General features: G+C 68.9%; 22 protein-coding genes and 1 riboswitch. Of the genes, 17 read left to right on the forward strand and 5 right to left on the reverse strand.

All coding sequences use genetic code 11. From position 1 onward, the window contains the following. Window positions 1-22: 22 nt before the first annotated feature. The 7 genes from AC5RWX_RS02605 to AC5RWX_RS02635 all read left to right on the forward strand — a co-directional run bounded on the left by AC5RWX_RS02605 (window position 23) and on the right by AC5RWX_RS02635 (window position 6,838). A complete protein-coding gene (locus AC5RWX_RS02605) occupies window positions 23-562 on the forward strand; it encodes a D-glycero-alpha-D-manno-heptose-1,7-bisphosphate 7-phosphatase (protein WP_493944988.1) in 540 nt (179 codons plus the stop codon). Beyond that, window positions 559-1,626: a glycosyltransferase family 9 protein gene (locus tag AC5RWX_RS02610; protein WP_493944987.1), complete on the forward strand. Its 1,068-nt coding sequence runs from the start codon at window positions 559-561 to the stop codon at window positions 1,624-1,626. Before AC5RWX_RS02605 ends, AC5RWX_RS02610 begins: the two co-directional genes overlap by 4 nt. After that, the gene (locus tag AC5RWX_RS02615) at window positions 1,623-2,627 is read left to right on the forward strand and encodes a glycosyltransferase family 4 protein (protein WP_493941152.1); all 1,005 of its coding nucleotides are present in this window, start codon (window positions 1,623-1,625) and stop codon (window positions 2,625-2,627) included. Before AC5RWX_RS02610 ends, AC5RWX_RS02615 begins: the two co-directional genes overlap by 4 nt. Then, window positions 2,624-3,886 (forward strand): glycosyltransferase, encoded by a 1,263-nt coding sequence (locus tag AC5RWX_RS02620; RefSeq protein ID WP_493944986.1) that lies wholly within the window; start codon window positions 2,624-2,626, stop codon window positions 3,884-3,886. The genes AC5RWX_RS02615 and AC5RWX_RS02620 overlap by 4 nt, the downstream gene beginning before the upstream one ends. A gap of 113 nt (window positions 3,887-3,999) precedes the next feature. Next, window positions 4,000-4,656 (forward strand): D-sedoheptulose-7-phosphate isomerase, encoded by a 657-nt coding sequence (locus AC5RWX_RS02625; protein WP_493945028.1) that lies wholly within the window; start codon window positions 4,000-4,002, stop codon window positions 4,654-4,656. Next, entirely contained in the window at window positions 4,653-6,014 is a 1,362-nt protein-coding gene (rfaE2, locus tag AC5RWX_RS02630) for a D-glycero-beta-D-manno-heptose 1-phosphate adenylyltransferase (RefSeq protein ID WP_493941150.1), read from the forward strand. Before AC5RWX_RS02625 ends, rfaE2 (AC5RWX_RS02630) begins: the two co-directional genes overlap by 4 nt. 122 nt (window positions 6,015-6,136) lie before the next feature. Further along, window positions 6,137-6,838, forward strand: coding sequence for an SDR family oxidoreductase (locus AC5RWX_RS02635; RefSeq protein WP_493944985.1), 702 nt, complete (start codon window positions 6,137-6,139; stop codon window positions 6,836-6,838). On the opposite strand, the gene AC5RWX_RS02640 is transcribed toward AC5RWX_RS02635, so the two are convergent. Beyond that, entirely contained in the window at window positions 6,804-7,991 is a 1,188-nt protein-coding gene (locus AC5RWX_RS02640; protein WP_493956636.1) for a glycosyltransferase family 9 protein, read from the reverse strand. The genes AC5RWX_RS02635 and AC5RWX_RS02640 overlap by 35 nt on opposite strands. A gap of 436 nt (window positions 7,992-8,427) precedes the next feature. Between AC5RWX_RS02640 and AC5RWX_RS02645 the strand changes: the two genes are divergently transcribed. The 3 genes from AC5RWX_RS02645 to AC5RWX_RS02655 are packed head-to-tail and all read left to right on the forward strand — an operon-like array spanning window position 8,428 to window position 12,202. Next, window positions 8,428-9,825 carry an aldehyde dehydrogenase family protein gene (locus AC5RWX_RS02645; protein ID WP_494096952.1) on the forward strand — a complete coding sequence of 466 codons (1,398 nt, stop codon included), beginning with the start codon at window positions 8,428-8,430 and terminating at the stop codon, window positions 9,823-9,825. Beyond that, on the forward strand, window positions 9,822-11,348 hold the full coding sequence (gene rfaE2 / locus AC5RWX_RS02650; protein ID WP_493956634.1) for a D-glycero-beta-D-manno-heptose 1-phosphate adenylyltransferase: 1,527 nt from the start codon (window positions 9,822-9,824) through the stop codon (window positions 11,346-11,348). The genes AC5RWX_RS02645 and rfaE2 (AC5RWX_RS02650) overlap by 4 nt, the downstream gene beginning before the upstream one ends. Continuing rightward, window positions 11,345-12,202: a glycosyltransferase family 2 protein gene (locus AC5RWX_RS02655; protein WP_493956633.1), complete on the forward strand. Its 858-nt coding sequence runs from the start codon at window positions 11,345-11,347 to the stop codon at window positions 12,200-12,202. The genes rfaE2 (AC5RWX_RS02650) and AC5RWX_RS02655 overlap by 4 nt, the downstream gene beginning before the upstream one ends. Before the next feature lie 40 nt (window positions 12,203-12,242). Here the strand turns inward: AC5RWX_RS02655 and AC5RWX_RS02660 are convergent, their stop codons facing one another. Together AC5RWX_RS02660 and AC5RWX_RS02665 are read right to left on the reverse strand one after the other, a co-directional pair. Continuing rightward, entirely contained in the window at window positions 12,243-12,566 is a 324-nt protein-coding gene (locus AC5RWX_RS02660; RefSeq protein WP_493944980.1) for a hypothetical protein, read from the reverse strand. 173 nt (window positions 12,567-12,739) lie between these two features. After that, window positions 12,740-13,240: a hypothetical protein gene (locus AC5RWX_RS02665; protein ID WP_493956632.1), complete on the reverse strand. Its 501-nt coding sequence runs from the start codon at window positions 13,238-13,240 to the stop codon at window positions 12,740-12,742. A 211-nt stretch (window positions 13,241-13,451) separates the two neighbouring features. On the opposite strand from AC5RWX_RS02665, the gene AC5RWX_RS02670 reads away from it, so the two are divergent. Together AC5RWX_RS02670 and AC5RWX_RS02675 are read left to right on the forward strand one after the other, a co-directional pair. Further along, on the forward strand, window positions 13,452-14,636 hold the full coding sequence (locus AC5RWX_RS02670) for a TerC family protein (protein ID WP_493942243.1): 1,185 nt from the start codon (window positions 13,452-13,454) through the stop codon (window positions 14,634-14,636). A gap of 281 nt (window positions 14,637-14,917) precedes the next feature. Further along, on the forward strand, window positions 14,918-16,075 hold the full coding sequence (locus AC5RWX_RS02675; RefSeq protein WP_493956631.1) for a baeRF2 domain-containing protein: 1,158 nt from the start codon (window positions 14,918-14,920) through the stop codon (window positions 16,073-16,075). Window positions 16,076-16,150: 75 nt separating this feature from the next. On the opposite strand, the gene AC5RWX_RS02680 is transcribed toward AC5RWX_RS02675, so the two are convergent. Together AC5RWX_RS02680 and AC5RWX_RS02685 are read right to left on the reverse strand one after the other, a co-directional pair. Next, window positions 16,151-18,040: a glycogen debranching N-terminal domain-containing protein gene (locus AC5RWX_RS02680; protein WP_494096953.1), complete on the reverse strand. Its 1,890-nt coding sequence runs from the start codon at window positions 18,038-18,040 to the stop codon at window positions 16,151-16,153. Window positions 18,041-18,108: 68 nt separating this feature from the next. Then, the gene (locus tag AC5RWX_RS02685) at window positions 18,109-18,375 is read right to left on the reverse strand and encodes a hypothetical protein (RefSeq protein WP_493940843.1); all 267 of its coding nucleotides are present in this window, start codon (window positions 18,373-18,375) and stop codon (window positions 18,109-18,111) included. A 153-nt stretch (window positions 18,376-18,528) separates the two neighbouring features. Between AC5RWX_RS02685 and AC5RWX_RS02690 the strand changes: the two genes are divergently transcribed. The 5 genes from AC5RWX_RS02690 to gcvT all read left to right on the forward strand — a co-directional run bounded on the left by AC5RWX_RS02690 (window position 18,529) and on the right by gcvT (window position 25,696). Next, on the forward strand, window positions 18,529-19,176 hold the full coding sequence (locus AC5RWX_RS02690; RefSeq protein ID WP_493944976.1) for a GntR family transcriptional regulator: 648 nt from the start codon (window positions 18,529-18,531) through the stop codon (window positions 19,174-19,176). Between the two features lie 106 nt (window positions 19,177-19,282). Further along, window positions 19,283-20,719 (forward strand): MFS transporter, encoded by a 1,437-nt coding sequence (locus AC5RWX_RS02695; protein ID WP_493956629.1) that lies wholly within the window; start codon window positions 19,283-19,285, stop codon window positions 20,717-20,719. Between the two features lie 70 nt (window positions 20,720-20,789). Next, window positions 20,790-21,302, forward strand: a complete 513-nt coding sequence (locus AC5RWX_RS02700) for a mycothiol transferase (RefSeq protein WP_493944974.1) — start codon at window positions 20,790-20,792, stop codon at window positions 21,300-21,302. A gap of 75 nt (window positions 21,303-21,377) precedes the next feature. Next, window positions 21,378-21,478, forward strand: a riboswitch (glycine riboswitch). Window positions 21,479-21,648: 170 nt separating this feature from the next. After that, on the forward strand, window positions 21,649-24,528 hold the full coding sequence (gcvP, locus tag AC5RWX_RS02705; protein WP_493956628.1) for an aminomethyl-transferring glycine dehydrogenase: 2,880 nt from the start codon (window positions 21,649-21,651) through the stop codon (window positions 24,526-24,528). Between the two features lie 16 nt (window positions 24,529-24,544). Beyond that, complete coding sequence (gene gcvT / locus AC5RWX_RS02710; protein WP_493944972.1) at window positions 24,545-25,696, forward strand: glycine cleavage system aminomethyltransferase GcvT; 1,152 nt, start codon at window positions 24,545-24,547, stop codon at window positions 25,694-25,696. Window positions 25,697-25,769 lie beyond the last annotated feature (73 nt).

Below are 25,769 nucleotides of genomic sequence, written 5' to 3' on the forward strand. Positions count from 1 at the left end.
CTTTGCTGGGAACAGTGCTGGTATGAGCGCAACCGCAGTCTCCCCGCCGCGGGCCATCCTGTTCGACCGGGACGGCACCCTGGTCACGGACGTGCCCTATAACCCGGATCCCGCCGAGGTCCGGCCCGTCGCCGGCGCCCGTGAGGCACTCGAGGCGGTCAGGGCCGCGGGGCTGCCCTGCGGAGTGCTGACCAATCAATCCGGCATTGGCCGCGGACTGTTGAACCGGGATCAGGTCGACGCGGTCAATGCGCGGGTCGAAGAGTTACTCGGCCCCTTTGACGTCTGGGAAATTTGTCCGCATCACCCCGACGACGGCTGCCGCTGCCGCAAACCGCAGCCCGGGATGATCCTCGCGGCTTGCCACCGGCTGGGACTGGATCCGTCCGACGTGGCCTACATCGGGGACATCGGGGCCGACGTCGAGGCTGCCGCCGCCGCCGGCGCAACCGGAGTGCTGGTGCCGACGCCGGTTACTCGGCGCGAAGAGGTGGAGGCCGCCGAACTGGTGGCTGAGAATCTGGCCGACGCCGTTTCCCTTCTGCTGGCGGGGCGCCCGTGAGCCGCGTGCTGGTGGCGCGGCTGGACAGCGCGGGCGATGTGCTGCTGGCCGGTCCGGCGGTGCGGGCAGTGGCAGCGGGCCAAGGCGGCAGCCCCAACGACGTCGTGATGCTGTGTGGCCCGCAGGGCAAAGCCGCCGCGGAATTGCTTCCCGGCGTTGCCGAGGTTTTCAGCTGGGCCAGTCCGTGGATTGTGGACCCTGCACCGCCGGCAACCCAGGACCACGTTGCGGCGCTGGTGGACTGGGTACGGACAAGCCGCATCTCCGAGGCCATCATTCTGACCTCCTTCCACCAGTCCCCGTTGCCGCTGGCGCTGCTGCTGCGGCTGGCCGGCGTCGGGCAGATCACGGGGGCTTCCGTGGACTACGCCGGCTCGCTGCTGGACCGGCGGCTCCGCCCGGGCGAAGACTTTCCGGAGGACCAGCCGGAGGCCGAGCGTGCGCTGGAGATCGCCGCGGCTGCCGGCTACCGGCTGCCCGCCGGCGATGACGGCCGGCTGCAGGTACGCGACATTCCGGATACCTCGTTCCTGACCGGCGGCGAGCCGTACATCGCGGTCCATCCCGGCGCGGCGGTTCCGGCCCGGGCCTGGCCGCCGCTGCACCATACCGCCGCCGTCGAACTGCTGATCGGCGCCGGATACCGGGTGGTGGTCACCGGCGGCCCGCAGGAGCAGGAGCTGACCGCCACCGTGGCCGTCCCGGGTGCGCTGGACCTGGGCGGGCAAACGGACCTGCGGAGCTTGGCCGGAGTGCTCGCCGGAGCCTCCGCCGTCGTCACCGGGAACACCGGACCCGCGCATCTTGCCGCCGCCGTAGGCACCCCGGTGGTGTCACTGTTCGCGCCGGTGGTGCCGGCGATCCGCTGGGCGCCCTACAAAGTCCCGCTGGAGCTGCTCGGTGACCAGCATGCGCCGTGCCGGCTCAGCCGTGCCCGCATCTGCCCGGTTCCCGGGCATCCCTGCCTGTCCAATGTGGCCCCGGAAGAAGTGCTGGAGGCCGTACAACGGCTGACCCGCGATGTGACGTACCTGTCCGCCCGGAGAAAGATGAGGAACGCATGAAGATTCTGCTCTGGCATGTCCATGGTGGCTGGACCGACGCTTTTGTGCGCGGCCGTCACGAGTACCTGCTGCCCGCCACGGCCGAGGGCGGCGCGTGGGGGTTGGGCCGCGCCGGCCGCGACTGGCCGCCGTCGGTGCGGGACGTGGAGCCGGGCCGACTGCGCGACGAGGAACCCGATGTGGTGGTGCTGCAGCGGCCCGAGGAGATTGAGGAATGCGAGCGGCTGCTCGGCCGCCGGCCGGGACGGGACATTCCCGCGGTGTTCCTCGAACACAACACGCCCAAGGGCGATGTGCCCAACTCGCTGCATCCGCTGGCCGACCAGCAGGACATGACGATAGTGCACGTCACCCACTTCAACGAGTTGTTCTGGGACTGCGGAACGGCCCGGACCACCGTGATCGAGCACGGCATCGTGGACCCCGGCAAGCTCTACACCGGAGAACTGGAACGCCAGGGCGTGGTGGTCAACGAACCGGTACGCCGCTGGCGCGTCACCGGGACGGACCTGCTGCCGGCTTTTGCGCAGGCAGGGCCGCTGGACGTGTTCGGCATGGGAACCGACCAGCTGGCCGCTGCCACCGATCTGGGCCCAGACCAGCTGCGCGTCCGGGGAGATCTGCCAAGCCACCTGCTGCACGCCGAGCTGGCACGCTGCCGCCTCTACCTGCACCCGCTGCGCTGGACGTCGCTGGGCCTGGCGCTGCTGGAAGCCATGCATCTGGGAATGCCGGTCGTGGCGCTGGACACTACGGAGGCGGCTCGGGCGGTTCCACCGGAAGCGGGGGCCATCTCCACTGACGTAAGCCAGCTGCGCCGCGAAGCGGCCCGCCTGCTGAAGGATCCGGACGAGGCTGCGGCACGCGGCGCCGTCGCGCGCGAGGTGGCGCTGCAGAACTACGGGCTGCAGGCATTCCTGGATAACTGGGACAGCCTGCTGGCCGAGACCACCACACGTACCGGACGGGCCATGGCCGCCAACGAGAGGAGAGAGCCGTGAGGATATCGATGGTTTCCGAACACGCCAGCCCGCTGGCCGCGCTGGGCGGGGTGGACGCCGGCGGCCAGAACGTGCACGTGGCGGCCCTTTCCGCAGCGCTGGCCCGCCGCGGGCACAGCGTGAGCGTCTACACCCGCCGCGATGATCCGCTGCTGCCGGCCCGCGTCACCATGCGGCCCGGGGTGGAGGTGGTCCACATCAACGCCGGCCCGCCGGAACCGGTCTCGAAGGACGAGTTGCTGCCGTTCATGGGCCAGCTGGCCGACGGCATCAGCGCGGACTGGGCGGAGAACCCGCCGGATGTGGTGCACGCGCATTTCTGGATGTCCGGCGTCGCTGCCCTTGATGCAGCACGCCGCCCGGGCAGCTGCCAGGTGCCGGTGCTGCAGACTTTCCACGCGCTTGGCACCGTGAAGCGGCGCCACCAGGGCGCCCAGGACACCAGCCCGGCACAGCGCGCCTGGCTGGAACCCCTGGTGGGCCGCGACGTGGACCGCATCATCGCCACCTGCTCCGACGAGGTGTTCGAGTTGGCGGCCATGGGCATCCCGCGCAGCAATGTGTCCATCGCCCCCTGCGGCGTGGATGTGGCACTTTTCACCGCCGACGGCGAGGCCGAACCGCGCGGCCGCACCCACCGGATTGTGACGCTCGGCCGGCTGGTTCCGCGCAAGGGCATCGATCTGGCGGTACGCGCCCTGCGGCTGCTCAAGGACCGAGGCATCGACGACGTCGAGCTGCTGGTGGTCGGCGGGGCTGCCGGGGCAGCGGGGCTGGCGGCCGATCCGGAAGCCCAGCGGCTGCGCGGCCTGGCCCGGGAACTCGGCGTGGAAGACCAACTGGTGCTGCGCGGCCAGCTGTCGCAGACCGAAATCCCGCCGGTGCTGCGCAGCGCCGACCTGGTCATCTGCGCGCCGTGGTACGAACCGTTCGGGATTGTCCCGTTGGAAGCGATGGCCTGCGGTGTTCCGGTGGTCGCGGCCTCGGTTGGCGGCCTGATCGACACCGTGGTGGACCGGAAGACCGGTCTGCACGTGCCGCCGCGGGACCCGCAGGCAATAGCGGACGCAGTCGCCGAGCTGTTGGCGAATCCGGAGTTGCGCCGGGAACTGGGCAAAGCCGGGCAACAGCGTGCCCGCACCCGCTACTCATGGGACCGGGTGGCGGCGGACACCGAAAAGGCCTATCACCTGGCAGTTAACCAAGGGTCCAGCGCAGTCGCCGTCGGAGCCCGGCAACTCGAAGGAGAAGCACTGTGAAACGCGCAGTAACGGACGGCCGCCCCACAACCGCCGGCACCGGTGCGCCAACCGCTGCCGCCCCGCGCGCCCGGACCGACGCCTATCTCCGGCCAGGTCCCGCACTCGTCCCGGTGCCGGCGGCCCCTGAGCGGCACACCGGAACCGAGGCGGTGGACGCCGTGCTGGCGCACCTGCAGGCCGTGCAGCCCGCGGTGGAATCACTGCGCGCCCAGGCCGGGCAACTGGCCGGCTGGGGAACCGAGCTGGCCCGGCGGCTGCTTGACGGCGGGCGGCTGCTGGCGGCCGGCAATGGTGGTTCCGCGGCCGAAGCCCAGCACCTCACCGCGGAACTGGTGGGCCGTTTCGAGGGCGAACGGCAGGCCTTCTCCGCCATCTCACTGCACGCGGACACGTCGGCTGTCACGGCGATTTCAAACGACTACGGCTACGACCATCTTTTCGCCCGGCAGGTGCTGGGCCACGGGCGGGCCGGCGATGTGCTGCTCCTGCTGACCACCAGCGGCAAGAGCGAGAACCTGCTGCGGGCGGCCGAAGCTGCCCGCGACATTGGCATCACCAGCTGGGCGCTGACCGGCAGCGCACCGAACCCGTTGACCAGGCTCTGCGACGACTACGTGGCCGTGGACGCGCTGCCTGCCAATGTGCAGGAGGGCCACCTGATGGCGCTGCACGCGATGTGCCGGGCGTTCGACGCCGAGGTGGCGCGGCACGCGAACTCCACCGCAGACGCAGAACGAGGCCCACACAGCGGGGTGACCCGGTCATGAGGATTGTAGTGGTGGGCGACATCCTGCTGGACGCCGATGTGGAAGGGGCAGCTACCAGGCTGAGCCCGGACGGACCGGTGCCGGTGGTGGACGCTGCCGAAACGACGTACCGTGCCGGGGGAGCGGGGCTGGTTGCCCGGATGCTGGCCCGCGATGGCCGGGACGTCCTTCTGGTGACGGCACTGTCCGACGACGATGCCTCCTCGCGGCTGCGCGATGCCTTGGACGGGATCCAGGTGGTCGCCGGGCCATCGGGCGCGCCGACGCCGGTGAAGACCCGCATCCGCGCCGGCGGCCAGTCGGTGGTCCGGGTGGACGAGGGCTGCGCCCCCGCCCCGTTGCCGGTTCCGACCCCGGACATGCTTGACGCGCTCGGAACGGCCGACGCCATCATCGTGGCGGACTACGGCCGCGGCTTGGCGGCTGCACCCGCGCTGCGCGACGCGCTCGCTCCGCTGGTGCACCGGATTCCGGTGGTCTGGGACCCACATCCTGCCGGCCCGGATCCGGTCGAGGGCGTGGCTGCCGCGACGCCGAACCTGCCGGAGGCGCTGCGGATGGTCGGACTGGCGCAGGGCGGCACCGGCGAAGCAGCGCTCGCGGCCGCCGAACTGCGCTCGCGCTGGAACAGCCGCGCCGTCGTCGTCACGCTGGGCGAGGAAGGAGCGATAGTCCAGCAGGACGGCGAACTGCCGCAGGCCATTCCCGCCCCCGCGGCGGACGCGGCCGATACCTGCGGCGCGGGCGACCGGTTCGCCGCCTCACTGGCCGTGGGCCTGGCCTCCGGGCTCCCGCTGAACGCCTCGGTGGAGGAAGCCGTTGGGCAGGCGGCGGCCTTCCTCGCAGCCGGCGGCGTGGCCTCGTTGCGCCAAGAGACCGCGCCGGTCCAGCTGCGCGGGCCCGGCGTGGACGCCATGCGGGTTGCCGCCCAGGCGCGCGAAGCCGGCGGCACGGTGGTGGCTACCGGGGGCTGCTTCGATCTACTGCACGCAGGCCACGCCAGAACGCTGGCGGCCGCACGGAAGCTGGGCGACTGCCTGATCGTCTGCCTCAATTCGGACGATTCGGTCCGCCGGCTGAAGGGTGAGGAACGCCCGATCATGAACCAGGAGGACCGCGCCGAACTGCTGCTGGCGCTGGAATGCGTGGATGCCGTGCTGGTCTTCGATGAATCCACTCCGGAAGCGGCACTGGAACGGCTGCGTCCCGACATCTGGGTCAAGGGCGGCGACTACACCGCCGACCAGCTGCCCGAAGCCCGGCTGCTGCAGTCGTGGGGCGGTCAGACCGTCACCGTGCCCTACTACCCGGCCCGTTCCACCACCGGTCTGGCCGCAGCGCTGGCGAAGGTCGGCTGAGGCCACCGGAGCAGCAACCATCCAGTGGCGAGGAGGGCGGAGCCCGGGGTTCCCGGGATGCCGCTTGCTCTCCACCCGATAGCCCCGGCGGGAAACCGCCATTTCGAACCCGAGGAGGAAACATGAGTATTGCAGCAACCAATCCCGGCCGTGTCCTGGTGACCGGCGGAGGCTCCGGTCTCGGAGCCGCCGTGGTGGAAGCGGTCCTGGCGGCCGGCGGCACCCCGGTGGTGCTGGACCGCGACGTGAGCCGGGTGGGCCAGGCCAAGAGCGTGGAGGTCGACGTCGCCGACCGCGCCGCCGTCGAAGCAGCCGTGCAGCAGGCCGCCGACACGCTTGGCGGGCTTGACGCCGTGGTGACGGCCGCCGGCATCGACCGCTGCGGACGCCTGGAGGACGTCCCCGCCGAGGAATGGGAGAAGGTCATTGGGGTCAACCTGATGGGTACCGTCTCGGTGGTGCGGGCCGCCCTGCCGCACCTGATGTCCTCGCACGGACGGGTGATCACGGTGGCCTCGTCGCTGGGGATCAAGGCCGTCTCCGACGCCACCGCCTACTGCGCCTCCAAGTTCGGCGTCGTGGGTTTCAGCCGCGCGCTGGCGGCCGAAACCCGCGGGCAGATCGGCGTCACCACGATGATTCCGGCGGGCATGAAGACCAGGTTCTTCGATGACCGCACCGAGCAGTACAAGCCGCAGGACGACTCCCGGCTCAACGACCCGGAACGGGTGGCCGATGCCATCATCTTCGCGCTCTCACAGCCGAAGGGCTGCGAAGTGCGCGAGATGGTCATTTGCCACGAAGAAGAAGACTCGTGGCCCTAAGCTGACGGAGATCCGCGTAGACATCCTCTGCGCGGATCTCCCGCGTCAGCGGGAACTGGTGGCTGCAGCGTTCGGCCGTCCAACCCACTTGGGTCAGATCCGCCCCGCAGACCGGGCAGTTCGTCATCCAGGACATGTGCACCCGGTGCATGGTCCGGCCCAGCGCCCCGGCCATGATCATGTTCCCGGCCCAATAGATGCCGACCGTTGGTGTGCCGACCGCCTGGGCCAGGTGCCGCGGACCGCTGTCGTTGCCCACCATCACGTCGCTGGCCCGCAGCAGTGCGGACAGCTCGTCCAGGCCCAGCCGTCCGGCCACGGAGCTGATGCTGCCGCTGCCGGATCCGGCTGTCTCGCGGCCGCGTTCCACCACTTCGTCGGCCAGCGCGACGTCGGACGGATCGCCCACCACCAGGATTTGGCACCCGTCGTCCGCCGCCCAAGCAGCCACCTGGCCAAAGTGCGACGCCGGCCAGCGCCGCCGTGGGTCGGTGGCACCCGGGTGGATGGTCACCAGCGAGGGCCGGCCGTCGTCGAGCAGCCCGGCCAGCATCGCCTCTTCATCGTGCAGTGGCTCCAGCTCCGGCTGGAGCGCGGCCGGGGCCGCGCCGGCCAGGCCCACGACTTCCAGCGCCCGCAACACCTCGTGCTGGTAATAGAGGTATGGGATGGTCCGCTCGAGCGCCGCCGCGTCTTCGGTCCGGGTACCCACCGTGTGCCGTGCACCCAGTTCCAGCAGGAACGGGTTCGAATTCCGGCCGCCGCCGTGCAGCTGCACCGCCAGGTCGAACTGCTCGCCGCGCATCCGCTGCTGGAACTGCGCCACAGCCTGCGGGTCCTCCGGTCCCGGCCGGACGCCGTGCGCGAACGGAAGCGGCTCTACCCGGTTCACCGGGCTGGGTCTGCCGCGGAACAGCGCTGCGTGTGCCTCAGTGCCCAAAAGGGTCAGGGTCGCCTCCGGATAGGCGGCAGCGAGCGACTCAAGGGCAGGGACCGAAAACAGCACGTCGCCCAAGCCGCCGCCACGGAGGACCGCTATTTTGCGTACGTCCTCGAAGGGCTGCAGCACCGGTCCGATTCCGATCCCGTGCCTGGCCTCGGTGCTTAGCCGCTGGTTGCCGAAAGCGGCGCCGCCTGTCGGGGAATCTGTCATCTTGACCTCCTGGATCCACGCCCGCGGCAGCCGGTTCTTGCCGGCTCCGGGGTTTCATCACTGCAGCAGTTTCGGGGCTTCCCTGTCTCCCACGGCCCCCAATAAGTCCGCCCACGGGAGCCCCGCCGTGAAATTCACCCTAGGGCGCTTCCGGGCCGCTGGCCAGAGCCCGCAACCCGCCAGGAGGTGCTCGCGGCCCACCGGAACCGTGTTCCGCCGCGGGGGAAACCGAGGACACGGCGAAAGAATCCGGCTTCGGCTGGGACTGTCTGAAAGCGCGCGGCGAGGGGTAGGAATCCAGTACCACGCGATGCGGCAGGCGTTGCTGTCGGCGGGGATTCCCCGCGGCGGGCAGCGCACCGGCGTTGCGTGAATGTGGACCTAAACCAGAGACCAGCGGGCCGGCCTTGGCCCTGCCTTGGACGGGAGGAGCGATATGACCACCGATTCCGATACTGCCCGGGACACTGTCTCGCTGGAGGTGTACGACCCCAGGGACGGCAGCCTGGTGGGAACGCTGGAGGAAGCAACCCCCGACGAGGTGCGCGCCGCCGTCGCCTCCGCCAAAGCAGCCCAACCCGGCTGGGCCGGCACCGACGCTGCGGTTCGCGGTGAACTGCTGGAAGCCGCCGCCGCAGCATTGCAGGAGCACGCCGCGGAGCTTGCCGAGCTGAACGCCCGCGAAACCGGCCGGCCCATACACGAAGCCCTGGAGGGCGTTATGGCCGGGGCGGGAACGCTGCGGCAGTACGCGCAGTTGGGGCCGGTGCATCGCGGCCGCAGCCTGCGCGGCGGTCAGCTGGCCGTCGACTACACAGTCAGCGAACCGCGTGGCGTGGCAGTGGTGCTGACGCCGTGGAACGATCCGGTGGCGGTGGCCGCCGGGTTGCTGGGCGCGGCGCTGGCGACCGGCAACACCGTGCTGCACAAACCCAGCGAACGCTGCCCGCATCTGGGTGAACTGCTGGGCCGGATTTTCTCCGACGTGCTGCCCGCGCAGGTCATGACCACGCTGAACGGCGGACCGGCAGTGGGTGCCGCGTTGGCCAGCAACCCGGACGTAGACGTCATCGCGCACGTGGGCTCCAGCCTCACCGGCGCCAGGATTGCCCGGGCGGCAGCCCTCACCGGAGCCCATGTCATCAGGGAGAACGGCGGCAACGATCCGCTGATTGTGGACGACCGCGTCGATCCCGTGTGGGCGGCCGAACAGGCAGCCATTGGTGCCTTCACCAACAGCGGGCAGATCTGCACCTCGGTGGAACGCATCTATGTGCACCGGGCCGTCGCCGAACGGTTCTGTGAAGCGCTCGTCGCCGAGGCCCGCCAGCGCAACGCGGAGGGCCTGATGGCCCCGCTGGTGGACCGCCGGCTGAGGGACAGCGTCCAGGCGCAGGTGGCCGAAGCGCTCGCGCTCGGCGCGACGGCAGCCGAAGGCGGTGTGGTGCCCGAAGGCCCCGGCGCGCACTACCCGGCCACCGTCCTGCTGGACTGCGCCGACCACATGGCCGTGATGCAGGAGGAGACTTTCGGCCCGGTGGCCCCGGTCCAGGTGGTGGACAGCTTCGACGACGGGCTGTGGCTCGCGACGGAAGGCCGGTACGGCTTGGCCGCGAACGTCCTGACAGCGGACATGGAACATGCCCACCGCGCCGTGGCAGCGCTCCAAGTCGGCACCGTCAAGGTCAACGCGGTCTTCGGCGGCGCGCCCGGCGGCTCCGCCCAGCCCCGCAGGGCCAGCGGCCACGGTTTCGGCTATGGGCCCGAACTGCTGGACGAGTTCAGCGCGGTCAAAGTGGTCCATCTGGGCCTGCCCGGCGGAGCGCGGCCATGAGCACCCCCCTGTCGGATGTTTCCGGACTCGCCGGCTGGCTGCCGGCCCGGCTGGCCGAGGCTGCACCGCAGGTCACCGTGGTGGGCGATGTGATGCTGGACGGCTGGTTCAGCGGACGAATCGAGCGGTTCTGCCGGGAGGCGCCGGCACCGGTAGTGGACATGGCCAAACGGGAGTATGCCCCGGGCGGCGCCGCCAACACGGCCATGAATCTGGCCGCCCTCGGCGCGCGGGTGCGCATGGTCGGCTTGATTGGACCGGACGACGCCGGACGGCAGCTGCGTACGCTGCTTCAGGGAGCGGGGGTGGACACCTCGGGGCTGGTGGAACACGAAGACGTCCTGACCACCACCAAGTATCGCATCATCGGCGGCGACCAGATCATGCTGCGCCTGGACGAGACCATGGACCGGGTGCCCGAAGCCGCCCAGGAGCGGCTGGCTGCGGCTGTGCCTACTGCCTTGGCCGGCAGCGACGCCGTAGTGGTCTGCGACTACGGCACCGGCGGGTTGGGCGATGCTGTGCGCAGCGTGCTGGCCCGGCACCGCGGCGGCCGGCTGCTGGTGGTAGATGCCCACGACCCGTCGCTGTGGTCGGGGATAGCACCGGATCTCGTCACGCCCAACGCCGCAGAAGCTGCCGCCCTGCTGGGGGTGACACTGGACCCGGACACCGACCGGGCTGCCGCAGTGGCCGCCCATGCCGGCAAACTGCTCGAGGCAACCGGGGCGGGCGCCGCCGTCGTCACGCTGGACAAGGACGGCTCTCTCCTGTTGATGCACGACGGCGGCACGCACCGAACGTGGGCAAGCCCGGTTACCGAGAAGCAGGCTTCCGGGGCGGGCGACACCTACGTGGCGTGCCTGACCCTGGCTCGGGCCGCAGGCCTGCCGTTGAGTACCAGCCTGGACTTGGCTCAAGCGGCCGCCGATGTGGTGGTGCACCGGCGAGGCACCTCGGTCTGTAGCACCATGGACCTGGCCGCGCACCTGGGCACCTTCTCAGATGCAGCACTGGACGCGGAAGAGCTGGGGCAGGCGGTGGCGGCCGAGCGGGCGGCGGGCCGGCGGATTGTGCTGACGAACGGATGTTTCGACGTGCTGCACCGCGGCCACACCCGCTACCTGACCCAGGCCAAACAGTTGGGCGATGTGTTGGTGGTGGCGCTGAACAGCGACGCGTCCGCGCGGCGCCTGAAGGGGCCCGACCGGCCGATCAACGCGGCTGCGGACCGCGCCGGCATCATCGCTGCGCTCAGCTGCGTGGATTACGTGACCGTCTTCGACACGGACACACCCATCCCGCTGATCGAAGCGATCCGGCCGGATATCTACGCGAAGGGCGGGGATTATTCGCCGGAGATGCTGGAGGAGACGGCGGTGGTGGAGGCCTGCGGCGGCGAGGTCTGCATCCTGGATTACGTCGCCGACCATTCCACCACGGCCGTGGTCCGGCGCATCCGCGGCTCGGCGCCTTCGGCAGGAACAGGCTCGCCGCAGGCGGCAGGAGCCGATTCGGCATGAGCCGCAGGAGTGCGGGCAGCTGGGCCCTGCCACCCCCGGAGCCCTGGCCCGAGCTGGAGGTGCTGGTGCCCAGCTATGGCCGGGAGGCGGAACTGGCCGTGACGCTTTCCGGGCTGGCGGCCCAGGACGGCCCGGCCTTCTCCGTGGTGATCAGCGACCAGTCTGACGGAGCGCCCGCCTGGAAGCACCCGGCAGTTGCTGCGATGACCAGAGTGTTGGAGGCCCAAGGCCGGCCCGTCCGGCTGGAACGGCATCTGCCCCGGCGCGGCCTGGCCGAGCAGCGCGACTTCTTGCTCAGCCTGGCCACCGCCGAACTTGTGCTGTTCCTGGATAACGATGTGTGGCTTGAACCGGGCATGTTGGCACGCATGACCACGGCCATCCGGCAGGAAGGCTGCGGGTTTGTTGGAGCGGCCGTGCAAGGTATCTCCTTTCTGGACGATGTTCGCCCGGGGGAGCAGGAGCCCTTTGAGCTGTGGGACGGCCCGGTGCTTCCCGAGCGCATCCGGCGCTCCGACAGTCGGTTCGCCCGCTGGCAGCTGCACAACGCGGCGAACCTGACCCACATCGCCGCGGAGCTGGGGATTCCCGACGGCGGCTGGCTGCTCTACAAGATCGCGTGGGCCGGCGGCTGCGTGTTGTACCGGCGGGACGCATTGTTGGATTGCGGCGGCTTCGAGTTCTGGCGGGAACTGCCGCCCGGCCACGCCGGCGAGGATGTAGTCGCCCAACTAAAGGTCATGGAACGCTACGGCGGCGCCGGCATCCTGCCCTCCGGCGCCGTGCACCTGGAATCACCGACCACTGTCACCGACCGGTCCACCGAAGCCGCGGACGTGGTCCTGCGCGAATAGGTGTTGCCTCCCGGAGTCGGCCGGGCCGCTCGTCTAGCGGCTATTCGTGGTCCTGCCAGCCGTCGCTCTCCGTGTAGCTGGCGACCAAAGTGCCCGCTCCCGGCAGCATTGAGTCGTCGGGATCGTCGAAGAGCCGCGCCTGGTCCGCCTTGCTGTTGGACAGGATGGACTCCGCAGCTTCTTTGGCCTCGGTCAAGGACGCACCGAACACCTCGGTCCGGACGGGCAGCTTATCGGTGCTGATGACGTCGGCATCGGTTTCGCTCAGCGGCACCGTATAGCCGCGTTGCTCTTCGCTGACCGGAAACTCAAAGTTTCCCTCGTCCGGGTCGGCCGGAATGACATACTCCACGTAGTAGGACATGGTGGTACTCCCTTACCTTTGGTCTGCTTCGAGCTCGCTGCCAGTTCGTCGAAAGCTATCACCCATCCGGCCGTTATCCTACAGAGTGGCAGGCGGCGGGATGTTGCGGTGCGGGAGTTCGGAGCCGGCTGGAGCCCCGAGGTACCGGGGCTCCGAGGCTGGACCGTCGATGGTTAGGGCCGTGGGGCGGCGGTGATTTCGACCTCGGTGCTGCCGCCTGCTGTGACGACGAAGGCTGCGCTGGTTCCGGTGAAGTTGGGCCCAACCCCTCCGGGGTCGGTGCAGTAGGTAGCGAGGTTGTTTTCGCCCGCCGGCAGTTCCAGCACCGTGGTGCCGCTTTCGGTGGCATCAAGGGCCAGCGCCGCGCCGCTGCCGGCGACGGAGTTTTTGGCCGCCGACAGGCCGACACTGGAGCCGGCAATGAGTTTGCAGACGTAGGCGCCGTGGCCGCGCTGGGTGCCGCCCGCACCGGCAACGATCCGGGCCTTCGCTGCGCCGGTGGGCCGGTCCTGTGGGGAGGAGTTGCCGGAGAGCGGCTCGCCGGGCGTCGCGGTGCTGCCGGTCAATTCCCCTTCGGCCGCGGGTGGCACTGTTGCCTCGTCCACGCCCGGGGAGCAGCCGGTCAAGGCAGCGAGCAGGACGGCAGCGGTCAGCAGCGGCAGGGCCCGTTCCATAGAGCGATCCTGTGCGGAGCACCTTGGGTTTCCCTTGCATCATTAGGCGAGCAACGCCGTCGTCGTTAGACTGACAACTGCGTAAGGGAGTATCCCCAATGCGCTGCAGCCGTCAACACGTAGGGCACCGACGCCCGGCCGGCTGCAGCGACCGGCAGTGCCGGAGGAGAGACTTGCGGCCTATACCGCTACCCGCTTACGAAAGGGAAACATGAGCGTTTCTCCCCTGATCTGGGGCATCACGATCGTTGTCATCCTTGCGCTGCTTGCGTTCGACTACTTCTTCCACATCCGCAAGGCTCACGTGCCGTCGCTGAGGGAAGCCGCCATCTGGTCCGCCCTGTATGTGGGCATCGCCATCGTCTTCGGCATTCTGGTGCTGATCTTCGGCGGCGTGGAAATGGGTTCCGAGTACTTCGCCGGCTACATCACGGAGAAGGCGCTCTCGGTAGACAACCTGTTTGTCTTCCTCATCATCATCGCCAGCTTCGCCGTGCCCCGCGAAGACCAGCAGAAGGTGCTGCTGTTCGGCATTGTCTTCTCGCTGATCGCGCGTACCGGGTTCATCTTCCTCGGCGCGGCGCTGATCAACTCCTTCGCGTGGGTGTTCTACCTCTTCGGCCTGATTCTGATCGTGACGGCCGGCAACCTGCTCAAGCCCAGCCATGGCGGCGATGAAGCGGACAACTTCATCATTCGGTTGGCCAAGCGCTTCTTCCACACCACCGACTACTACGACGGCGACAAGCTGTTCACCATCCAGAACGGCAAGCGTGCCCTGACCCCGATGCTGCTGGTCATGGTGGCCATCGGCGGCACGGACATCCTGTTCGCGCTGGACTCCATTCCCGCGATCTTTGGCCTGACGCAGAACGTGTACATCGTCTTTACCGCCACCGCGTTCTCGCTGATGGGCCTGCGCCAGCTGTACTTCCTGATCGACGGCCTGCTGGACCGGTTGATCTACCTGTCCTACGGTCTGGCAGCGATCCTGGCCTTCATCGGCGTGAAGCTGATCCTGCACGCACTGCATGAGAACAACCTGCCCTTCGTCAACGACGGCAATCCGGTGCCGGTCATCGAGATCTCGACCGGACTCTCGCTCACCGTGATTATCGGCATTCTGGTGGTCACCGTTGTCGCCTCGCTGCTGAGCAAGGCCGGCAAGGCGCAGAACGCCATTAACAACGCCCGCCGCCACGCGCTCAACTACATTGACCTCTCCTACACCGCGGACAAGGCAGAGCGCGAACGAATCTACGGACTGCTGGTGGAGGAAGAACGCCAGATCGAGCAAATGGAGCCGAAGTACCGCAACAAGGCCAAGGACGTGGACAAGATCCGCGAACAAGTGGCTGAAGCACACCGCCAGCATGCGGAGTACCAAAGGGGCTAGCCCCGGCCAGATCCGGTGGTGGATTGCCCTTGGCGCGGCCCTGGGCGCAACCGTCAGCGGGGGGCCGGGCCGCAAGGAGGGGCCGCGGGCAGGGCCCGGACAGCGAAATTCCGCACCCGGACAACCGCTGACCAACGGCGAAAACGGGGCCCGTGAACCGATTGGCCGGGCCGGTGCGGATCAAGTTCTGCAGCCCCTTCAAGGGCAAAACTTCCGGTGCTACCGTGAGGGCTACTGATCAAGAAAACCCGCATTTCCTATCGCCCGGGAAGGTGATCACGATGGCCGAGCTGGTCAACACGACCCACGCAGCGAACAAGATGTACGCGGAGCTGTGCAAGAAGCCGGGACCGTGGATTACGGTCTATGTGGATGCCAGTGCCGGGACCGTGGAAGCGCTCCGGGCGGGGGATGTGCTGCCGGAAAGACTGCGTGAATCGCTCGAAAAGCAGGGCGCCGCGAAAGCGGATATAGAGGCCGTGATCGACGCCGTTTCCCCGGCCACCGGCATGCCGTCGCCGGTCAGTCGCTATGTGCTGGTGCGCGGCGGCGAGGCGGAGGTCAACGAGGTGCTTCCGGGTGCGTTGTCCGGGCCCGAAGTTGTCGAAGTCGGTCCGATCCCGAACCTTGTGCCGCTGTTGAAGGCGCGCGGCGAGGATTTCCCGTATGTTGTGGCAGAGGTTGGCCGGGACGGCGGTGAAGTCCATCTGCAGTACGCGCGCCGAAATGGCGTGGTGGAAACGAGGATGGTGGAAGGCGACCGGGAGAACCTGACCAAGATTCCCGGCGGCGGGTGGTCGCAGGGCCGCTACCAGCACCGCACAGAGGAAATCTGGCGCAGGAACGCCGATGAGATCGCGGCCGAGATCGATCGCGTGGTGCAGGCCAGCAAGGCGCGGCTGTTGATTATCGCGGGCGACATCCGGGCCCGTGAGTTGGTGGTCGAGCAGCTCTCCGAAGCCAGCCGGGCCATCGAGTCCACCTTCGAATCGCATACCCGCACCGGCGGCGCCGACAAGGAAGCGCTCCGCGCCGAAATCGCCGCCCGGGTGGCGCACGTCTGGACCGAACAACGCAAAGCGGTCCTGAACCGGCTGGCCAACCAGACCGGACAGGCCCACCCGGAATGGACCGCGGGTTTGGGCGAGTGCATCCGCGCGCTGCAGCAGGCGCAGGTGGGCACGCTGATCATGAACGACAACGCGCTCGCCGATCACCACGTGCATGTGCTGAACGCAGAGCCTTGGATTGCCACCGCCGGCGAGCAACCGGTCAACGGCGAGCTGCTGGCCAAGATCCCTGCGCCGGCGGCGCTGGTGCGGGCCGCGGCGCTGACCGACGCGCGGGTAACCATGGTCCCGGAAGGTGCGCTGCCGGGAGGGAAGAACATTGCGGCCTTGCTTCGCTGGCCCACGGGCCCGGATGTGCCGCGGGGCTAGCGGGGGTCGCAGTGCCGCGGTTGGCCAGCGGCCGACCGCGGGCCAACCGCCCGAACGGCCCACCGCTGGCCAGCGCTAGAGTGCGCTGGCCCTGAAGCCACCCAAGGCCAGCGCCACGGGCACCGCGGCCGCGGCCGCACCGGCATGCGGGCGGCAGGCCGGCGGGTAAGGCAGCGGCGGACGGACCTCCAGTGCAGCTTGTCCGCTGAAGAGTTCCGGCAGCCGGTAGTCGAAACCTTCGGCGGCATCGAGCAATCCTGCCGCCAAGCGCGCCGCCTCCTCCTGGAAGCCGGTGCGCAGCAGGCCCATCACAATCCACGCCGTGTCCGGGGTCCAGACCGCCCCGGCGCGGCGGCGGGTGGGCCAGTACCCCGGGTTCGCCGTGGACAGCGTGCGGATGCCGTAGCCGGTGAACAGCGTCCGGTCCATCAGCCGCGCGGCCACCGCCCGGGTTTCCTCGGCGTCCAGCAGCCCGGTGCCCAGCAGATGCCCCATGCCGGATCCGACGCCGTCGACCTGCCGGTCCCGGTCGTCCAGTGCCATCGCCGGGTAAGGTCCGGCGTCGTCCGAACACCAGAACCGATCGCGGAAGCTTACCGCCAGCCGCGTTGCGTAGTCGCGCCACTCGTGGCCGGCGTTGGTTGCGCCAAAGTAGTCCAGCAGCACCGAAGCCGCGCGGGCCGCCTCGTAGGCAGAGGCCTGCAGCTCCGCCGGTGCAACGGTTCCGGTCGCCGTACCGCCGTCCAGATAGCGGTAAGCGCCGCGGGTGTCCCCATCGCCCTGGTGCGCAGGCCCTTGCAGGGGCGGGACCGGCATCTTCACGAAGCCGTCGCCGTCGGGATCGGCGTCATGGCGCAGCCAACCCAGCGCAGCCTCCAGCTGGGGCAGCAGGGCGCGGACAGCGTCCTCGGGCATGCCGGACTGCCAGGCATCGTGCAGCAGCACGATCCAGAGCAGCGTGGCATCTGGTGACCCGTAGATGACCGGGGGAAGCTCCCGGACCACTGCATCCACGGCCATCGACAGCCGGCGCTGCCGCACTTCCTGCACCATCAGGCCGGGCTGTTCGCCGGTATCTTGCCTCTCCACCGTGCCCTGCCACCGGGCCACCGCACGCAGCGTCCCCTCCGCGACGGCGGAATCGACCGGCAGCAGCAGCCGGGCCGCCACCAACGACTCCCTGCCGTACAGCGTCAGGAACCACGGGGCGCCCGCGGCCAGGAAGACGTCGGCCGGGGCCTCCCGCGCCGTCATGCGCAGGCTGTTGAGATCGGTCAGTGAGCGGTTCATCAGCCGCTGCAGCCGGGAGTCTCCCGCGACGGACGGCGTGCGCAGCACGGGTGCGGAGGGGGCAGTCAGGGGGGCCCCGGCGTCGTCGTAATCAATACTCCATACGAGGACGACGACGGTGCCCGGCTTGAGCAGGGTTGTCCATTCCAGCCGGACCAGGCTGCCGTCGAAGCCGGTCTCCGCGCCCTGGGCCGTCAGTACCGCGCGCGTACCCAGACGCCAGCTCCACTGGGCCTCGCCGGGCGCAACCGAACCGGCCTCGCCTGCTGCCCCGGCACGCACCTGTTCCAATGGAATGGCGTCCGCTACCAGATCAACCCGGACACGGAGTTCCAGCGCATCGCTGAGCCCGGAGGTGAAGGTCAACGCTTCGGCCATCCGGCCGCCTTCCACCGCGCGAGAGCGGTTCAGGGTCACCAGCGGGTCTGTTCCCTCTGCTGCGGTCCGGATGAAGGAGAGAAAGTCCGCCCGGCCGGCTGACCGTGACTGGGTGGAGGCCCATTCCGGCTCCTGGCCGTTGACCGTGAGCAGGCAGCGGGCCAAGACCCGGTCGTCCCCGAAGTACACGCCCTGCGCCCCATGCCCCCGGATCTGTCCGTGGGGTTCGCTCCATGCCTGGAGCGGAGCCGCAAAGACTCCGGTCAGGTCATGCACGTACGGCTGGCGGTAGACCATGGACTCATCTTGGCAGTATCCGCTGCCGCAGAACAGTCATATTCCCGCAGCAGGCTGGCCGCGACGCTTTAGACGCCGGCGCCTCCGGCCAGACCGTCCTGCCCGCCAGGCGACCAGGACAGATGGATCTCCACGCCGTTCTCTGTCTCCTCAATGACCAAGCGCAAATTTTCGCTGTACAGCTCCTCGGGCGCTGCGGCGTCGGTTTCACGCTGCTGAACCAGATCGCACAGCGCGGTGGACATGGCCCGGCCCCAGTCATGCGGATTCTTGCTGTTGGCCGCGGCAGACGCAGTATAGGTGGCGTTCATCCGGGCACCATACATGGCGTTCATCCGGGCACCTCCTGACTGCACGTTTAGAACCTGCCGCACGACGCTGTGCTGCAGGTCTCATTAGAGTAGCCAGCGGCCTGACCCCGATCCACCTTTTCACGTACATTACTTATATGTGACGCCAGTCATAACCCCACGCGGCAGGAGGTCTTCATGGTGGGCAGCACGGCCGATCGGGCGGAAGAGATGGACAAGGCCGTCCAGAGGGTACGGGACGAGATTCTGTCCGGCGGGCTGGCACCTGGCACTCCGGTGACCGTGTCCGGACTCGCCAGCAGGTTTGGCACCGAAAACGCTCTGATGCACGACGCGGTCGCAGCCCTCGCGGAAGAAGGTCTGATTGAGGCGACCGGGCATGAACACCGCATCGTCCATCTCGGCCGGCACCAGGCTGTCCAGCTCCTGGACGTGATGGGCGTGGTGCTGGTGGCGCTGTTTGAACGAGCTGCCCCGAGGTTGTCGCCCGAGGAGATCAGCAGAATGGCCACGTTGGCGGACGATCTGCGGACCGCCCTGCAGCACGAAGACATGCTTGGGTCCCACCGCGCCATCGGCGGCCTGGTGGACATCATCCTGCAGGCAGGCAACCATCAGGAACTGCGGGAAGTGAACACCCATGTGCTCGGCCGTTCCCTGGCCCGGCTGCACCTCTTCCAACATGCCATCGCTTATCCCATCTGGACCGACGGCTGGGACGAGACGGTGCAGTACTTGCAGCGCGGCCAGCCTGACGCTGCCGTGGAAAGGCTCCGCCGGACGTTCTGGATCCTCGCCGAAGAACTGGCGCCGGAGAGTTCGTAGCCGGTCTGCGGGTCTGCCGGGAGGCGGCCCGGTGAGGGGATAAGGTGAAACCCGGCCGAAATGCTTCGGCCGTCCCCGCCCGGCCGCTCGACCCCATGGACCAAGCTTGACCTCGACCGCACAACAGACTGCCGATACCCAACCGCGGGACCGCTTCCGCTCCAACCCCAGCCCGGCACCCCGGAAGCCCAGCCCGTTTGCGGGCCGCCTGACAGTGCTCGCCGGCATCCTCTTGCTCGCGCTGAGCCTGCGGCTGGCCGTTTCCGGCGTCTCGCCGGTGCTGGCAGACATGGCTGCGGATCTGCCGTTCGGTACCGCCTCCACCGGCGTGTTGGGCATGCTGCCCACCGCGGCCTTCGCCGCCGCCGGGTTCGCCGTGCCGGTACTGCTGCGGAGGCTCGGGTTGGAACACCTGTTGCTGGTGGCAATTCTCATGGCCGCGGTCGGTCAACTCGGCCGGGCGATGGCCTCCGACGTGCCGTCGTTCCTGGTCCTGTCCGGCGTGACCATGGCCGGCTACGGCATCGGCAACATCCTGATGCCGCCGCTGGTGAAGCGTTATTTCCCAGACCGGATCGGCCTTGTCACGGCGCTCTACGTGACGCTGCTGGCGGTCAGCACCGCGCTCAGCCCGCTGCTGGCCGTGCCGCTTGAGCAGGCTGCCGGCTGGCGTTTCTCGATCGGGGTCTGGGCGGCCGTGAGCGTGGCGGCCCTTGTGCCGTGGCTGGTGACTGCGTGGACGGAGCATTCCCGGCGCAAAATTTCCCGCCTGGTGCTGCAGCCCTATCGCCCCGGCGGTTTGGACCCGCTTCAGCCGGCTCACGGCGACGGCGCACGGCCGCCGCTGGGCCATGCCGCGGCGGACCCGGCGGGTGTTGGCGGAGCGAGTGCAACCGGTCCCGCGCCGGGTGACGGGGGAGCGGCCACAGCCGCAGCCACCACTACCAGCACGACGGCGGTGCGCGTCTGGCGATCGCCGCTCGCCTGGGGTTTGGCCCTGGTGTTCGCCGGGACCTCGTCCAATACCTTTGCCATGTTTACCTGGCTCCCGCCGCTGCTGGTGGACAGCGGGATGCTGCCGCCGATGGCCGGCACCATGCTGGCCTACTACGCCATCCTGGCCCTGCCGACCAGCCTGTTGGTGCCGCTGATCGCGGCGCGGTTGCGCAATCCGCTGGGCCTGGGCCTGCTCTTCATCGGCTTCTACGTGGCCGGGTACGCCGGCCTGCTGCTCTCGCCGTCGTTCGGTACCTGGCTCTGGATCACCTTGGCCGGCTTGGGCCAGGGCACCTTCGCCCTGGCTTTGCTGCTGGTCAACCTCCGCACCCGAACCACCGCCGGCGCCGGAGCGCTGTCCGGGTTCGCGCAAGGGATCGGCTACACCGTCGCCTGCGCCGGCCCGCTGGCCTTCGGACTGCTGCGCGACGTCAGCGGCGGCTGGGGTGCGTCCTTCGGCCTGTTGGGCGCTGCCCTGCTTCTCCTGGCGGTCGGCCTGGTCATCGTGGGGCGCCCCCGGTATCTGGAGGATTCCCTCCGGAACTGAAGCGGCGGCCCGTTCCGCGGCCAGCCGGGCGCCGGTAGGCTGACGGCAGAGTCCGCCACGAGGAGGCGCCATGAAGTTCAATGACCTGCTGGCCGATGCCTACGGGCGGATCCAGGAACGCGTCCACCACGTGCTGGAAGGCTTGGACGCCGACCAGTTGGCTGCCCAACCCGGCGGCGACAGCAACTCGATCGGCTGGCTGGTCTGGCACCTGACCCGCATCCAGGACGACCACATAGCTGACGTCGCCGGTACCCAGCAGTACTGGCTTGCCGGCTGGTCGAAGCGCTTCAACCTGCCGCTGGCCGAGAAGGACCATGGTTTCGGCCACACGCCCGAACAAGTCGCGGCGGTGCGGGTGGAATCGGCCGACTTGCTCCGCGACTATTACGACGACGTGCATGCCGGCACGCTGGCCTACCTGGCCGGACTCACCGAGGACGATCTGGACCGGATTGTCGACACCCGGTGGGACCCGCACGTGAAGCTGGGCGTCCGGTTGGTCAGCGTGATGGACGACTGCATGGAACACATCGGCCAGGCCGCGTACGTGAAGGGCATGCTCGCCCGCGGCGAAGTCTAGGAACCGTCACCACCTTGTTGCCCGGGGGTGGCTCGACTACCATTCAAGGAGTTAGAAACAACTGCATACAGCCTTCGACATGCGGCGGGAGAGTCCTGCTGAGCACTAGGTCAGCAGGCGCCGTAGGAGCAATACCTCCCCAGGAATCTCTCAGGCCCCTGTACCGCCGCGAAGAGGCAACTCTGGAAAGCAGCCGGACCGTTCGTGGACCGGCTCACCGACGGTGCAAGCAGGAACCGGCTCCCGTGCCGTCCTGCGGAATCTCTCAGGTTCAGCCACAGAGCGGGGAGGAACCCTTCACTACCGGCATGGCCACCCCATGGCGGAGATTAACTGGAGTTCCTCAATGACGGCTAAAGCCAACCTTGCCACCCGGCCCGGCAGCACTTCCTTCGCAGACCGCCACATCGGCCCGCGCCGGAACGACGCGGAAGTCATGCTCAAGCAGTTGGGCTACGCAAGTGTCGACGATCTCGTGGACGCTGCGGTGCCCGCAGACATCCGCCAACAGGAACCGCTTGCCCTGCCCGAGGCGCGCAGCGAGGCCCAGGTCCTAGGCGACCTGCGGGCCCTGGCTGCCAAGAACGTGATGGCCGTGCAGATGATCGGCCAAGGCTACTACGACACCATCACTCCGCCAGTGATCCGCCGCAACGTCGTGGAGGACCCGGCCTGGTACACCGCCTACACCCCGTACCAGCCGGAGATCTCGCAGGGCCGGCTGGAAGCGCTGCTGAACTTCCAGACCATGGTGCAGGACCTGACCGCACTGCCGATCGCCAACGCCTCGCTGCTGGACGAAGCCACCGCGGTGGCCGAAGCCGTGCTGTTGATGCGCCGCTCTAACAAGGCCAAGGCCGCCGGCAAGACCGTGCTGGACGCGGACCTGCTGCCGCAGACCATCGCCGTCGTCAAGGGCCGGGCCAAGGCGCTGGACTTCGAGGTAGAGGTGGCTGATCTTTCCGCCGGGCTGCCTGAGGGCGACATTTCCGGCATCGTGCTGCAGCAGCCGGGAGCCTCCGGCCGGATCTTCGACCACGCTCCGGTGATCGCGCAGGCCAAGGAACGCGGCGCCTTGGTCACCGTGGCCGCGGACCTGCTGGCCCTGACCCTGATCACGCCGCCGGGCGAGCAGGGGGCGGACATCGCCGTCGGCAATACCCAGCGTTTCGGCGTCCCGCTGTTCTTCGGCGGCCCGCATGCGGCCTACATGGCGGTGCGCAAGGGACTTGAGCGTTCGCTGCCCGGCCGCCTGGTGGGTGTCTCCAAGGACGACGCCGGCCGCCCCGCCTACCGCCTGGCGCTGCAGACCCGCGAGCAGCACATCCGCCGCGAGAAGGCCACCTCCAACATCTGCACCGCGCAGGCGCTGCTCGCCGTGGTGGCCAGCATGTACGCGGTCTACCACGGCCCCGAGGGGCTGAAGGCAATCGCGGAGCACGCCAACCAGGCCGCCCGCACCCTCGCCGGGGTGCTCACCGGCGCCGGCTTCAGCCTGGCCGCCGACCAGTTCTTCGACACGCTCACGGTCAAGGCGCCGGGCAAGGCCGCGGAGATCGTCGCGGCCGCCGAGGCCAAGGGCGTGAACCTGCGCCATATCGACGCCGACCAGGTGGGCATTTCCACCGATGAAACAACGACGGCGGAGCACCTCGCCTTGGTTGCGGAGGCGTTCGGCGTGGAGGACGCAGCCGGCAAGATTGCCGAGGCCGCTGCCGGGCCGCGCTTTGAGCTGCCGGAAGACCTGCTGCGCAGCTCGTCCTACCTGGACCACCCCGTGTTCCACAGCTACCGCTCGGAGACCCGGATGCTGCGCTACCTTCGCCGGCTGTCCGACCGCGATCTGGCGCTGGACCGGACCATGATCCCGCTGGGCTCCTGCACCATGAAGCTGAATGCCACGGCGGAAATGGAAGCGATGACCTGGCCGGAATTTGCCTCCATCCACCCGTTCGCTCCCGCCAGCCAGACGGCCGGCTGGCGCGAACTGATCGCCGACCTGGAGGAACGCCTCGCCGCGATCACCGGCTACGCGGGCGTTTCCATCCAGCCCAATGCCGGCTCGCAGGGCGAATACGCCGGCCTGCTCGCCATCCGCCGCTACCACCTGGCCAACGGTGACGACCAGCGCGACGTCTGCCTGATCCCCGCCTCGGCCCACGGCACCAACGCGGCCTCGGCCGTGCTGGCCGGCATGAAGGTGGTGGTGGTCGCCACCGCACCGGACGGCACCATCGACCACGCCGACCTGCGCGCGAAGATCGACCAGCACGCCGACGCGCTCTCCGCCATCATGATCACCTACCCGTCCACGCACGGGGTGTACGACGCCGACGTGCGCGACGTGTGCGACGCGGTGCATGCGGCCGGTGGCCAGGTCTACATCGACGGCGCCAACCTCAACGCGCTGGTCGGACTGGCCCAGCCGGGCAAGTTCGGCGGCGACGTCTCGCACCTGAACCTGCACAAGACCTTCTGCATCCCGCACGGCGGCGGCGGCCCCGGCGTCGGACCCGTGGCCGTGGCCGAGCACCTGGTGCCGTTCCTGCCCGGCAACGCCGCGCTGGCCGAACACGAGGGCAAGGGCGTGCCCGTCTCCGCCAGCGAGTACGGCTCGGCCGGCGTGCTGCCGATCTCCTGGGCCTACGTGGCCATGATGGGCGGCGAAGGGCTGACCGAGGCAACCAAGAGCGCACTGCTGGCCGCCAACTACGTCGCCAAGCGGCTGAACGAGCACTTCCCGGTGCTCTACACCGGCAACGACGGGCTGGTGGCACACGAGTGCATCCTGGACCTGCGCGAACTCACCGCGAAGTCCGGCGTGACCGCTGAAGACGTGGCCAAGCGCCTGATCGACTACGGCTTCCACGCACCCACGCTGTCCTTCCCGGTGGCCGGCACCCTGATGGTGGAACCCACCGAGTCCGAGGACCTCGAAGAGATCGAGCGGTTCATCGACGCGATGATTTCCATCCGCGGCGAAATCGACCAGGTGCTCAACGGCGACTTCCCGTTGGAGAACAGCCCGCTGCGGCTGGCCCCGCACACCACCGCCGCCGTGGTCAGCTCCGACTGGGACCGTCCCTACACCCGCGAACAGGCTGCCTTCCCGGTGCCTGGCCTGCAGGTGGACAAGTACTTCGCTCCGGTCGGACGGATCGACGGCGCCGCCGGCGACCGCCACCTGATCTGCAGCTGCCCGCCGCCCGAAGCTTTCGAGAACTAGGAAAGGTCTGCACCCTTTGACTACCGAGACCACCACCACGCCCAAGCACACCGCGCTCTACGAGGAACACGAGCGGCTGGGTGCTTCCTTCACCGACTTCGGCGGCTGGATGATGCCGCTGAAGTACAGCAGCGAACTGGCCGAACACAAAGCCGTGCGCAACAGCGCCGGGCTGTTCGACCTCTCGCACATGGGCGAAGTCTGGGTCACCGGCCCGGAAGCCGGACAATTCCTGGACTACGCCCTGGTCGGCAAGCTCTCCGCCGTCGCCGAGCGCCGGGCCAAGTATTCGCTGATCTGCAACGCCGACGGCGGGATCATCGACGACCTGATCATTTACCGGCGTCCTGCGACCCAGGACGGGGACCGCTACCTGGTGGTGCCCAATGCCGGCAACGCCCCGACGGTCGCCGCGGAACTGGCGGCACGGGCTAAGGGCTTCGAGGTCACCGTGGAGGACGCCACGGCCGACACCTCGCTGGTGGCCGTCCAGGGCCCCAAATCGGTGGAGATCCTGCTCCAGCTGGTGCCGGCGGCCCAGCACGCCACGGTGCGGGAAATGAAGTACTACTCCGCCGACGAGGTGAGCTTCACTGTGGACGGGGCGCCGCGCAAGCTGCTGCTGGCCCGCACCGGCTACACCGGCGAGGACGGCTTCGAGATCTACGTCCCGAACCTCAACGCCGGCTCGCTCTGGAACGCCCTGCTGGAGGCCGGGCGGAGCGTTGACCTGCTGCCGGCCGGCTTGGCCTGCCGCGACTCGCTCCGGCTCGAAGCCGGCATGCCGCTGTACGGCAACGAACTCAGCCTGCAGACCAGCCCCTTCGATGCCGGGCTGGGCGGTGTGGTTTCGCTCAAGAAGGACAGCGACTTCGTGGGCCGCAGCGCCCTCGAGGCACAGAAGGAAAAGGGCTCGGCCCGCAAACTGGTGGGCCTCAAGGGCGCCGGACGGCGTGCCGGCCGCTCCCACTACCCGGTGCTGAAGGACGGCCAGACGATCGGCGAAGTCACCTCCGGCCAGCCCAGCCCCACGCTTGGCTACCCGATTGCGCTGGCCTACGTGGACGCCGAGTACGCCGAGCCCGGAACCCGGGTGGACGTGGACCTGCGCGGCAAGCCGGAGCCGTTCGACGTCGTCGAACTGCCCTTCTATCGGCGGGAACAGTAACCGCTCCCGCCACCAAGGCAACTGCCGTCCCCGCGGCCGCGGGGACGGCACCGCCGTACCTCCCAACCCCGAA

The sequence above is a fragment of the Arthrobacter sp. SPT-J7 genome, from assembly GCF_059089965.1.

Bases quoted from the DNA above. Each gene is read 5' to 3' on its own strand.
- AC5RWX_RS02605 (WP_493944988.1), top strand. From the start codon at position 23: ATGAGCGCAACCGCAGTCTCCCCGCCGCGGGCCATCCTGTTCGACCGG.
- AC5RWX_RS02615 (WP_493941152.1), top strand. From the start codon at position 1,623: ATGAAGATTCTGCTCTGGCATGTCCATGGTGGCTGGACCGACGCTTTT.
- rfaE2 (WP_493941150.1), top strand. From the start codon at position 4,653: ATGAGGATTGTAGTGGTGGGCGACATCCTGCTGGACGCCGATGTGGAA.
- AC5RWX_RS02635 (WP_493944985.1), top strand. From the start codon at position 6,137: ATGAGTATTGCAGCAACCAATCCCGGCCGTGTCCTGGTGACCGGCGGA.
- AC5RWX_RS02640 (WP_493956636.1), bottom strand. From the start codon at position 7,991: ATGACAGATTCCCCGACAGGCGGCGCCGCTTTCGGCAACCAGCGGCTA.
- AC5RWX_RS02645 (WP_494096952.1), top strand. From the start codon at position 8,428: ATGACCACCGATTCCGATACTGCCCGGGACACTGTCTCGCTGGAGGTG.
- rfaE2 (WP_493956634.1), top strand. From the start codon at position 9,822: ATGAGCACCCCCCTGTCGGATGTTTCCGGACTCGCCGGCTGGCTGCCG.
- AC5RWX_RS02655 (WP_493956633.1), top strand. From the start codon at position 11,345: ATGAGCCGCAGGAGTGCGGGCAGCTGGGCCCTGCCACCCCCGGAGCCC.
- AC5RWX_RS02660 (WP_493944980.1), bottom strand. From the start codon at position 12,566: ATGTCCTACTACGTGGAGTATGTCATTCCGGCCGACCCGGACGAGGGA.
- AC5RWX_RS02665 (WP_493956632.1), bottom strand. From the start codon at position 13,240: ATGGAACGGGCCCTGCCGCTGCTGACCGCTGCCGTCCTGCTCGCTGCC.
- AC5RWX_RS02670 (WP_493942243.1), top strand. From the start codon at position 13,452: ATGAGCGTTTCTCCCCTGATCTGGGGCATCACGATCGTTGTCATCCTT.
- AC5RWX_RS02675 (WP_493956631.1), top strand. From the start codon at position 14,918: ATGGCCGAGCTGGTCAACACGACCCACGCAGCGAACAAGATGTACGCG.
- AC5RWX_RS02680 (WP_494096953.1), bottom strand. From the start codon at position 18,040: ATGGTCTACCGCCAGCCGTACGTGCATGACCTGACCGGAGTCTTTGCG.
- AC5RWX_RS02685 (WP_493940843.1), bottom strand. From the start codon at position 18,375: ATGAACGCCATGTATGGTGCCCGGATGAACGCCACCTATACTGCGTCT.
- AC5RWX_RS02690 (WP_493944976.1), top strand. From the start codon at position 18,529: ATGGTGGGCAGCACGGCCGATCGGGCGGAAGAGATGGACAAGGCCGTC.
- AC5RWX_RS02700 (WP_493944974.1), top strand. From the start codon at position 20,790: ATGAAGTTCAATGACCTGCTGGCCGATGCCTACGGGCGGATCCAGGAA.
- gcvP (WP_493956628.1), top strand. From the start codon at position 21,649: ATGACGGCTAAAGCCAACCTTGCCACCCGGCCCGGCAGCACTTCCTTC.